This is a genomic window from Eubacterium sp. AF36-5BH (assembly GCF_003460505.1).
GTDB lineage: Bacteria > Bacillota > Clostridia > Lachnospirales > Lachnospiraceae > Eubacterium_G.
The window spans coordinates 84,237-96,228 of sequence record NZ_QTVG01000010.1 but is presented as its reverse complement, the minus strand read 5'-3'; the positions used below and the strand labels follow the sequence as shown (position 1 = coordinate 96,228).

Genomic DNA, 11,992 nt, shown 5'->3' with positions numbered 1-11,992 from the left:
TAGGGGTGGAATTTTGACTTGCTTTCTTTTTCTTGCTTTACTACTTTCCAGGATTTTCACCCCTTTGCTTGTTTCTCTTCTCATAGGGGTGGAATTTTACTAAAAAGGGCATCCCCTTTAGCTTCTTACTTGCCTTTTGGGATGCCCTTTTTCTCTTTTCTAATTTTTCAATTTCTATAAATGTGTGGCAGTAGCCACAAACACGCCTTACTTCTTACAATAAGTGTGCTCTTAAATCTTCATCGCTTGCTTCGCAAAGGTATGCTGGTGCAATATCTAATACTGTCTTACAACCTTTCTGACCTTCGTCATAAAGACGTTTAGCTGCTCTTGCGTATGCGATTAAAACGCTTGTTGTAAATTCTGGATTTGAATCTAACTTTAAGCTATATTCGATAATGTGATTATGTTCCTTGTTCATTCCTGTCTTTCCTGAACGGATTACAAAACCACCATGAGCCATACCGCTGTGGTTCTTTTCTAATTCTTCTTCAGAAATGAAATGAACTGTTGTATTGTAATCTGAGAAATAGTTTGGCATTTCTTTGATTTCTTTTTCTACAGCTGCTGCGTCAGCACCTTCTTCTAATACAACAAAACATTCTCTCTCATGTTTTTCTCTTGTTGTAAGGTCTGGATTTTCTCCTGATCTAACTCTTTCTAATGCACTTTCAACTGGGATTGTGTACTGTTTAGCATTCTTAACACCTTTGATTCTACGAATAGCATCTGAATGTCCCTGGCTTACGCCCTTACCCCAGAATGTGTAATCTTTTCCATCTGGAAGAATTGCATTTGCATATACTCTGTTAAGTGAGAACATTCCAGGATCCCAACCTACTGAAATAACTGCAACTTTTCCTGCTTCTTTTGCAGCCTTGTCAACTGCTGCGAAATGCTCAGGAATTCTTGCATGTGTATCAAAACTATCAATTACATTAAACATTGATGCGAACTGTGGTGTCTGAACAGGAAGATCTGTAGCACTACCTCCACATAAAATCATAACATCAATTTTTTCTTTCCAATCTTCTACGTCTTTAACGTTACATACAGGAACATTTTCTGTAAGGATTGTTACATCCTTAGGATCTCTTCTTGTAAAAACTGCAACTAATTCCATGTCAGTGGCTTCTTTTACAGCACACTCAACACCTCTTCCAAGGTTACCATAACCTAAAATACCAATTCTTGTTTTCATTTTCAGTCTCCTTCGTTTATATATTTACCTAATCTCCTAATAAGTACATGCCACATTTACCATACTAAATTACTATCCCAAAATAAACACAACGCGTTAAATATTATATCCTGAAGCTTATAATTCTATAGATATCAAACGCTTTCTTCAATGGATATTTATTTCTGTCTTGTAAATGTATTATACTCATTGCTGATGCTATTAGCACCAACTCTAAAAGTATATCACAATTTATTCTATTTGTTTATTACCGATTTCAATCTTTTACTTTCTATTTGTTTATTACCGGTTTCAATCTTTTACCTTCTATTTACTTATTACTGATTTTTGACTGTCCAACTTTTTAGCCTTTGCACATCTTCGACTCTTTCAGCTTTTAGTCTTACATTTTCTTTGATTTTTCCAGTTTTTCAGCACTACATTATCTTTGTCTCTTCCAGCTTTTCAGTGAATGCGTCATTCATCTTTATTATTGGTCTTCGTAAAACCAAACCTACAAATAAAGAAATCACAAGGAATATTCCAAGCTTTCCAAGTTCAATCCAATATACCATTTCGTACATACCTCCAACCGCTTCTCTTAAAGCTGCCATGCTGTGTGTAAATGGAAGTAATGGATATACTGCCCTGAAGAAGCCCGGTGCTACTTCAATTGGGAAGGTGCCGCCTGCGCCTGCTACCTGAACAACAAGTAGGATAACGCTTATGGCTTTTCCTATGTCGCCAAAAGATACTGTCAATGTGTAAATAATATTTACATAAACAATACTTGAGAACCAGCATGCAAACACAAATAAAAATGGATGTTCACACTGTATTCCTAAATAATATAAATCGCCTAAAGCAATTAATGTGCTTTGCATTAAACCAACAATTAAGAAAATAATGTATCTTCCAAAGTATGCCTGATAATTTTGTAAGTTTCTAAGAGATTTTTTCATTTTTTCAGAAATATTTACTTTTAACATTGCTACCAATACAATTCCGCCTATCCATATTGATAAGGTTGAGTAAAATGGTGCCATTGAAGAACCATAGTTATCTATTGGATACAACTTAGTTGTTTTTAACTGTACAGGTGTTGCCAAAAATGAAGTTAAATCTTCTTTGTTACCCATGATTAGTGATTTCAAATCTGAATTGTCGCCATCTTTTGCATTTTTCAACTTGCCTGTTGTTTTTCTGATTTTCTTGGCTGCTTTTGATAAAAGTTTACCTGAGTCGGATAATGTTTTCTTTATCTGCGACAAGTCTGAATCAACAGAATCTGATAGCTTGTAAATTCCTTTTGCTCTGTTATCAATTTTTGTTAAAAGACCTGATATGTCATTTTCAACATTACCTGCTGAATTTGAAATTTTCTTCAAAGCATCTTCCACGTCTTTTGAGTAATCTGTTTTCACTGATGACACTGAAGTTTTACTTTTATCAACTAATTTCAAAATTTCTGCCTTATCCTTGTTCAACCGATTCTTCCCGGTTTTTAAATTTTTTTCAGCTTCTTCTAATTTATCATTTAACTTTGCCTGTGTTTCCAATGATGCATCTATTTTTGAAATTAAAGACTGGGTGTACTTGCTCAGCTCAGGGTGACGCCTTTCAATTGATTCTAATGAAGACTTCAACTTGGAGTAGTCACTTATCATTGAATTAACTCTTGAAGATGCCTTGTTAAGTGTGGTCTTAACATCTGTAGTGTTTTGACTTTGACTGCTTAGTGCATCTTCAATAACATCACTCATTTCTCCGTAAAATTTCTTTCCCGAGGAAAGTGCACTATTAATAGCATCTGTTGTAGCAGTTAATGTATCTTTTATCCCACTGAACTGTTTTTTAATTCCATTAAATTCTTTTTCACTGCTTTTTGTATTGCTTTTTGTGTCCTTAAAAAAGTCTGTAGTTGTACTTAACATGCTTTGTGAAGCATCAGCCATGTTGCCAAAAGTTTCCAACGTACTCTGCGTGGCTTCAAGGTCATCTGCGATTTTATCCAGATTACTCCACAAATTATTGACAATGTCGTCTGCATCTCCTGCCTGAGCAAGATTTGATACGCTTTGAAGAGCTGTTAATGCTGTATCAGACACTGTCTCAATAAATACCTGATTTACCTGCTTTTGAATTGCTGAAGCTCCCTTGTCAGTAACCTTTGGTGCAATGGCATTTTCCTTAGCATTTGAATAATATATAATGTTTGGCTTCTTTACATTTTTCGAAAAAATGCTCATCATTCTGTTACTAAAGTTCTCAGGTATTACAATTGCCGCATAATATTTTCCGGATTTCACACCGTTAACCGCTTTTTTCTTTGACGTAAAAATCCAATCCATTTGAGTGTTTTCTCTTAATTCTGACAAAACCTGATTACCCACATTTAGTTTAATAGGAATCAAAGTTCCCTCATAACCGTCATCTACACTTGCCACAGCCACCTTAAGATTTCCAGTGTTGCTGTATGGATCCCAACTTCCTGCAATGTTAAACCATGCGTACAGGCAAGGTACAATCGTAATACCCATGATTACAATAAGGGCTATTACGTTTTTATGGATGCGAATGACATCTTTTTTGAAAATTCTTAAAATATTCTTCATGTGTCCTTCTCCTCCTTTAATACTTTTACAAAATCTTCTGAAGTGAATCCACTTACCTTAATTTGCTTTTGTATTTTGTTGTGAATATATTCCACGCAAATCAAGTAAACCGCAAGAATTATTATTGATAAAATCCACAATATTAAAAATACCAGTTTAGACTCCAAACTAAACATTAATATTAAAAATACTAAAGGAATTATAATTATATTAATAAATCCAATTTTAATTTTTTTCTGATAATTCTTTTCAAACTTAGCAGACTTTTCAAGGAATTGCTTTCTTCCATATTCATCCTGCAAAATTGCTCTCGCTATCATTTGAAGTTGTTTGTTTTTATTTGTGGCTGTTGCAGTTTCACATAACATCAAATCTGTTTTTGCCAACTCTTTATCAAACATATTGTTTAAATTAAGAATTAACGGTCTGATTACCAAGCCTACAAACAAAGCTAAAATTATAAACACAACCAACGCTATCATGTTTTCCAAATAAATATGACCGTAATAGCCTGCCACACACTCACGCATAGCATTAATGCCGTATGTAAATGGCATTAACGGATGTAGCTTCCTAAAAAATTCCGGCATCATTTCAATAGGATATGTTCCTGACGAACCTGGTATCTGCAAAATAACAAGTAATACCGCAACCGCTTTTCCTATGTGTTTAAATGTTATTGCCAGTGCAAAAATAATATTTACATAAACAAAGGATAAAAACATACCTGTTAAAATAAATACAAAAGGATGTACGCACTGTGTTCTAAGTATTACTAAATCTCCAACGCACACTATGAATCCCTGCACAACGGCTGTGCACACATACAAAAGCCATCTTCCGAAATAGCCCTGTGTTGCTGAGAATTTTTCTTTTATTCCTTCTCTGTCAACTTCCTGTTTTAAAATAGAAACTAAAATCAAACCACCTACCCACAAAGCAAGGTTTGTGTAAAATGGTGTCATGCCAGAGCCATAATTTTTTACTTCATATAGCACTTCTGATTCCATATCAACAGGCGATGCCATAAAATCTGATATTTTTTCAGTGTCAATTCCCTTTAATGAAATTAACTCTTCGTATGTTCCCGTACTACTAATTGCCTGAAGGTCTGTTACAATTCCTTCTAACTTTTCATCAACTTTTGCTAATGTTTCTTTTGCATTATCCATTGTTGTTGAAATGTTGTTGAGACTTTTACCAAACTGTTTTAATATTTTCTTTGCTTCTTTGACTGTTGGTTTTATCCCTTTAAGAGTTGAGCTTAAATTGCCGTTAATGGTAACCATGCCATCCAAAGATGCGTATACATTAGGCAATGTTTTCTTCTGAAAATCACTTTGGTAACCATCTAAGGATTTCTTACCATTTTTAGCCACTGAACCAATTTGTTCTCTTGTGGATTTTGACTTAGCTATAGTCTTATCAAGTGTAGAATTACCGCTGTTTAGGGATGATTGTATTTTTCCTAAAGCAGTATCTACGTCATTAATTTCACTAATCTGCTTTTCGATTTTTGTTGTGGCACTGTCATTTCCAAGCTTACGGTTAAGCTGTGCAAGCTCCTCTAATATTTTTGAATTTCTTTTAACCAAAGAATTAACCTGGTCAATTCCTACCTCCAACTCTTCTTTTGCACTTGTACCTTTGTTTTCAAAATTTGTTAATTTTGTGGAAGTTGCTATTGCAATATCATTAAAATCACTCTCTATATTCTGTAGTTTATTTGAAAATGTGCCGCTAAAAGTTCTTATCTTTTCTCTTGAATCTGTAATTTGTGAAGATACACCTGCAACAGAATCTACTGTAGAATCAGCCACCTTATTAACTTCATTTAAAATATCGATTGTATCATCAATTATTTTTTCCGAACTCTTTGCTGTTTTCTTAAAATTCTTAAGAACCTTATTATATTCTTCAATATTTTTATGAACTAAAGAAATGTCATTAATTATTGTTTCGTTTGTATCATCAACATCACCCTTTATCTTTTTCGCCGCCTCACTTACCATTTTTGATATTGCTTCTGAAGCTGTTGACGAAAAAGTGTCATTTATCTGTTGCTGTATTGTTGTAGCGCCTGAATCTGTAATCTTTGGTGCAATTGCATTTTTCTTTTCATTTAGATAATAATCCAGCTCCGGCTGTTTAAGCTTGCCGGACAAAATACTAAGTAGGGATTCACTGAAATCTTTCGGAATTACTATTGCCGCATAATATTTTCCGGATTTCACCCCTTCCTTTGCCTGACTTTCACTTACAAAAGTCCAACCCAGCTTGTCATTTTTCTTTAGACTCTCTACAATATTTTCTCCCGCATTTATTGACAGAGGCTCTGTTTCTTTTCCCACATCACAATTTGCTATTGCAACTTTTACGCCCTGAGTATTTGCATAGGGATCTATGTTAGCTGCAATATTGAACCAGGCATATAATGAAGGAAGAAGACTAACTCCCACCATAATAAGAGCCGCCGCTCTGTTGCTAAACGCCCTGCGAAAATCTCTTTTAAAAATCTTTAGAACTGTTCTCATTCAACTCTCCTATTTGCCACTTTTTACTATTTTCATAATAAAATACCATAACATAATCATAGGTAAAAAACTACGTCAGATTGCACAAAAAAAGGTAATTATTTTTATTTCAATAATTACCTTTTTTCGCTACATATATATTTACTTTCTTATACTTTTTGACCATTCACTGTAATATTTTTTTCCACCTATTTCAACATAAGATTTTATTTTCAGAAAACACTTTCCTTTTTTTATCTTTTTAATAAGCTTACTTTTCTGTTTGCCATTTACTTTTATTGTTTTTACATTCTTCTTGAACTTTTTATCTTTGCTAATCTTTATTACATAACCGGTAACATTTTTCTGTTTCTTCCAACTAATCTTCATACCTGATTTTTTTCTAGTAGCTTTAAAACCTGTTACTTTTTTAGGTCCTTTAGTTACCTTTAAACCAATTTGAAGATTATAAAAATCAGCATAGTAATATGTTGTTCCCACTGGTATTTTGTTTGCATAAGCTTTGCTAAATTTAACAGTTATGATTTTTCCTTTCTGAACTATTTTATAATCTTTTGTATTAATGATTTTTCCATTGTTCAAAATATTTTTGAACAGATTCATATCAACGTTTGTCCCTAAAACTGTTGTATCAATTTGGGCTACAATTTCACCATTTTTTTCAGGCTTACTAAAATCAAAATACAAGTCCTTTATTTGCGTTTTGTTATTTACCACATATAATCTTGTTGGCACAACAACCTTTTCAAAAACAATATCAAAATTATAAGCTCCATCTTTTAATAACTTCAGATACTTTTCTTTCAATGAAACCTTAACTATTTCATTTTTTTCATTTTCTGATGTTATATCATAATTCTCTTTGTTTAAGCTTTTTCCATCTAATAGGATATCTTCAAATTCATTATAATTAACAAGATTTCTATCTTTAGTTAAGAAATCCTCTCCTATTTCAATGGTTGCATCACCTTGTCCTTCCCAAATTGAAAATAGCAAGTATGCGTCTTTAAAATTTACTTTTGTTTCACTTGCCCCTACATTGTTTGCAAATGAAAACAACACTGTCGCCATTAGTAAAGCTCCTACAATTTTACATATTTTGTGTTTCATAAAATTACCTCCTAACAAAAAAAGTCCTCTTGTGAAGTATGCAAGAGAACTTTATATTTATTTCTTGTTTTTTCTTTTAGTTTCTTTATACCACATTTTTACTATATACCGTAAACTGACTTTATGCAACATTTTTTATTTTTTTTCAATTTATTCAAACTTTTTAAAATTAGTTTTAAAAATCACACAGGATTTTATGTAAGTTATTTTCTCCCCCAAGCTTGACAAAGAGCCAAAAAAAGCAATAGTACCTCATTACAAATACTACTGCTCTTTTTCTTCTTTATTTTCCACTTGTAGCCTTCAGTCGAACCATTGCTCTTGCAAGAGATGCTCTTGAATGATGATATTCACGCATACTTTGCTTTTGTCGCAATTGTTCTTCGGCTCTTTCTTTTGCCTCTAAAGCTCTGGCTTTGTCGATTTCCTCAGGCAACTCGGCTGTTTCTACTAAAACAGTTACTCGGTTGTTGATTATCTGAGCAAATCCTGTCCCTACAACTACTGTTGTGTATTTGTCTGCGCCCTCAGGTTTAAATTTCAATTCACCATTTTCTACTGCATTGACCATGTTTTCATGGTGTGCAAGAATTTCTTCCTGCCCATCTGCAACAGGTACTATAATTGAAACACATCTTCCTGAAAAGAAAATCTTCTTAGCAGACGCTATTCTTAGATAAAATGTATTAGTCGCCATATATTACTCCAATCCTTGCAATACATGATTTTATTCATTCATCTTGCTTGCTTTTTTAATAACATCGTCAATTGTTCCTACATTAAAGAATGCATTTTCAGGATATTCATCCATTTCACCTGAAATAATAGCCTTGAAACCTTTTATAGTTTCGCTAAGTGGAACATATTCACCCTTTACACCTGTAAAGTTCTCAGCTACATGGAATGGCTGTGATAAGAATTTCTGAATTTTTCTTGCTCTGTATACAAGTGTCTTATCTTCTTCTGATAATTCTTCCATACCAAGAATTGCGATAATATCCTGCAATTCTTTGTACTTCTGAAGAATTTCCTGAACCTTACGTGCTACTTCATAATGCTCTTTACCAACAATGTCTTCCTCAAGGATACGTGATGATGATTCTAGAGGATCTACAGCAGGATAAATACCCTGTTCAACAATCTTTCTTGATAATACTGTTGTGGCATCCAAGTGAGCAAATGTTGTTGCCGGAGCCGGGTCAGTTAAGTCATCGGCTGGTACATATACAGCCTGAACTGATGTAATTGAACCGTTCTTTGTAGATGCGATTCTTTCCTGAAGTTCACCCATTTCATTTGCAAGTGTTGGCTGATAACCTACGGCTGATGGCATACGTCCTAAAAGGGCTGATACTTCAGAACCTGCCTGTGTAAATCTGAAAATATTATCAATGAATAACAATACGTTCTGATGTTCTACATCTCTGAAATATTCTGCCATTGTAAGTCCTGTTTCAGCAACACGCATACGTGCTCCAGGTGGCTCGTTCATCTGTCCAAACACTAGGGCTGTTTTTTCAAGAACACCTGATTCTTTCATTTCAGTCCATAAGTCATTACCTTCTCTTGATCTTTCACCTACACCTGTAAATATTGAATATCCACCATGCTCAGTTGCAACGTTGCTGATAAGTTCCTGAATTAATACAGTTTTACCAACGCCGGCACCACCGAACAAACCGATTTTACCACCTTTAGCGTATGGTGCTAAAAGGTCGATTACCTTAATACCTGTTTCCAATATTTCCTGGGCCGGGTTCTGCTGGTCAAAGCTTGGTGCTTCTCTGTGGATTTCCCATTTGTCTGCATCATCTAATGCTTTGCCACCATCTATTGCTTCACCTAAAACGTTAAATAAACGTCCTAATGTTTCTTTTCCTACCGGAGTTTTTATGCCACTTCCTGTAGCAACAACTTCCATGTCTCTTGAAAGTCCCTCACTTGACGCAAGCATAACGCAACGAACAACATCGTTTCCAATATGCTGTGCAACTTCCATTACGCACTTTTTATCACCATTTTGTACTTCAAGTGCATCTTTAATTGCGGGAAGTTCACCATTTTCAAATGCAACGTCTACAACAGGACCTAAAACCTGTACTATTTTACCTGTTTTCATTTGAACTGTTCCTCCATTACTTCTTATTTTTCTGTGACTTGGCTCCAGCGATTACCTCGGTAATTTCCTGAGTAATTGCTGCCTGTCTTGCGCGGTTGTAAAGCACGCTTAACTCCTGAAGCATGTCTTTTGCACTTTTTGTTGCCGCTTCCATTGCCATCATTCTTGCATTTTGTTCACAGGAATAACTTTCTACTAAAGCACCGTAAACAAAGCCTTCAATGTAGGCAGGTACAATCTTGTTCATTACCTCTTCAGGTGATGGTCTGAATGTTACCTGTTCCAATGGAATGTCTGCAGGAATTTTCATCTGAAAATCTGTTTTATAAAGTGGTAACAACTGCTTTATTTCTGCTTCTTCCTTAATTGGATTAATCATTTTTGTATATATAATATGAATTTCATCTAACTCATTGTTTATATACAATTCCAACAATTCTTCTGTAATATTTCTAGCTCTGTTTAATGTTGGATTTTGTATTGTGTAATGAAATTGTTTATCTATGTGTACTCCTCTTTTTTCAAAATAATGTCGTCCAACTTCACCTAAAACAAACAATTTATTATCTTTGTGAGCTTTAATTTCTTCTTCCGCAATTTTTAAAATATTGTGGTTATAAGAACCTGCAAGACCTTTATCTGCGGTAATTACTATGTAACCTACCTTTGGGTCTTTTTTCTCATCTCTTGATTTTTCAAAATATTTGCTTTCAATGTCAGGTACATGTCTTAAAATTCTGCTCATCTGTGTCTGCAATTCATAGAAATAAGGCTCTGTATCCTGCAACATCTTTTTGGACTTTTTTAATTTTGATGAGGATATCATATACATTGCATTTGTAATTTTCAATGTATCATTAATACTACTCATTCTTTCCTGAATTTCTTTTGCATTTGCCATATTATTCGCTCCTGCTTAATTTTAATTCTTTGTTTCCATAAATTCATGTGCTGCATCAATTATTGCCTTTGAAATTTCTTCTGTAAGAACTTTTTCAGTTTCAATCTTTTCTGCAATTTCACCATGTTTTAAATCTATATAATTTAAAACTTCTCTACAACAATCTCTTACTTCTTTAGTTGGAACTTCATCGAATATTCCCTTATTTGCCATTGTAAGAATCATAACCTGTTCATGTAATGAATATGGATGGCATAACTTCTGTTTTAAAAGTTCCATTAATGCTTTACCATGATTTAACTGTTTCTTTGTGTTGTCATCCAAGTCTGAAGAAAACTGTGTGAATACTTCCATTTCTCTGTACTGTGCAAGGTCAATTCTTACACTACCTGCTGCCTTCTTCATGGCTTTTGTCTGTGCTGCACCACCTACACGGGATACAGAAAGTCCAACGTTTACGGCTGGTCTCATACCTGAATTAAATAAGTTACTTTCAAGGAATATCTGACCGTCTGTAATTGAAATTACGTTTGTTGGAATGTATGCTGAAACGTCGCCTGCCTGTGTTTCAATAATAGGAAGGGCTGTAATTGAACCACCGCCTAATTCATCACTTAATTTGCTTGAACGTTCCAATAATCTTGAATGTAAATAGAATACGTCACCAGGATAAGCTTCACGTCCAGGTGATCTTTCTAATAATAATGAAATAGCTCTGTATGCTACGGCGTGTTTTGACAAATCATCATATACAATTAAAACATCTTTTCCCTGATGCATAAAGAATTCTGCCATTGATGTACCTGCGTATGGTGCAATATACTGTAATGATGCTGCATCACTGGCTGTAGCTGACATTACTATTGAGTAATCCATTGCTTTATGTTCCTGCAAAGTTGATACAATCTTTGCAACTGTTGATGCTTTCTGTCCGATTGCAACGTAGATACAAATAACATCTTTACCTCTCTGGTTAATAATTGTATCAGTTGCTATAGATGTTTTACCTGTCTGTCTGTCACCGATAATTAATTCTCTTTGTCCACGTCCAATTGGGAACATTGAGTCAATTGACAAAATACCTGTTTCCATTGGTGTATCAACGGATTTTCTGTCTACGATACCGGGAGCATCCTGTTCAACTGGTAAATATCCTTCTTCTTCAATATTTCCTTTTCCGTCAATTGGTTCACCTAAAGCATTTACTACTCTTCCGATAAATCCTTTACCTACAGGAACTCCGGCTTTCTTCTTAGTTCTTACAACTTTTGTGCCTTCCTTAATACCTGTATCTCTACCAAATAAAATACATCCTATTTCATTTTGACGGATATCCTGAACCATACCTTTTGTACCATTTTCGAAAACTACGATTTCTCCATACATGGCATGTTCAATTCCGTAAATAGTGGCGATACCATCACCAACCCATATAACTTTTCCGGTTTCTCTATCGCTTTCTTTCCATTCAAAGTTTTCAATTTCACTTTGTATAATGGAAATTATATTTTCTGCACTAATTGCACTCACTTG

8 protein-coding genes are annotated in these 11,992 nt (G+C 34.4%); all 8 read right to left on the bottom strand.

Annotated elements, in window-relative coordinates:
* Positions 1-214: 214 nt before the first annotated feature.
* Entirely contained in the window at positions 215-1,201 is a 987-nt protein-coding gene (locus tag DW006_RS10680) for a diaminopimelate dehydrogenase (RefSeq protein ID WP_118000482.1), read from the bottom strand.
* 416 nt (positions 1,202-1,617) lie between these two features.
* Positions 1,618-3,795 carry a YhgE/Pip domain-containing protein gene (locus DW006_RS10675; RefSeq protein ID WP_118000480.1) on the bottom strand — a complete coding sequence of 726 codons (2,178 nt, stop codon included), beginning with the start codon at positions 3,793-3,795 and terminating at the stop codon, positions 1,618-1,620.
* The gene (locus tag DW006_RS10670) at positions 3,792-6,329 is read right to left on the bottom strand and encodes a YhgE/Pip domain-containing protein (RefSeq protein ID WP_118000478.1); all 2,538 of its coding nucleotides are present in this window, start codon (positions 6,327-6,329) and stop codon (positions 3,792-3,794) included. Before DW006_RS10670 ends, DW006_RS10675 begins: the two co-directional genes overlap by 4 nt.
* A 141-nt stretch (positions 6,330-6,470) precedes the next feature.
* Positions 6,471-7,439 (bottom strand): hypothetical protein, encoded by a 969-nt coding sequence (locus tag DW006_RS10665; protein WP_118000476.1) that lies wholly within the window; start codon positions 7,437-7,439, stop codon positions 6,471-6,473.
* 283 nt (positions 7,440-7,722) lie between these two features.
* Positions 7,723-8,136: an ATP synthase F1 subunit epsilon gene (atpC, locus tag DW006_RS10660; protein ID WP_022165335.1), complete on the bottom strand. Its 414-nt coding sequence runs from the start codon at positions 8,134-8,136 to the stop codon at positions 7,723-7,725.
* 30 nt (positions 8,137-8,166) lie between these two features.
* Entirely contained in the window at positions 8,167-9,558 is a 1,392-nt protein-coding gene (atpD, locus tag DW006_RS10655; protein ID WP_118000474.1) for a F0F1 ATP synthase subunit beta, read from the bottom strand.
* A 16-nt stretch (positions 9,559-9,574) separates the two neighbouring features.
* Positions 9,575-10,459 carry an ATP synthase F1 subunit gamma gene (gene atpG / locus DW006_RS10650; protein WP_118000472.1) on the bottom strand — a complete coding sequence of 295 codons (885 nt, stop codon included), beginning with the start codon at positions 10,457-10,459 and terminating at the stop codon, positions 9,575-9,577.
* Between the two features lie 21 nt (positions 10,460-10,480).
* Positions 10,481-11,989, bottom strand: coding sequence for a F0F1 ATP synthase subunit alpha (gene atpA / locus DW006_RS10645; protein WP_118000470.1), 1,509 nt, complete (start codon positions 11,987-11,989; stop codon positions 10,481-10,483).
* Positions 11,990-11,992: the final 3 nt, after the last annotated feature.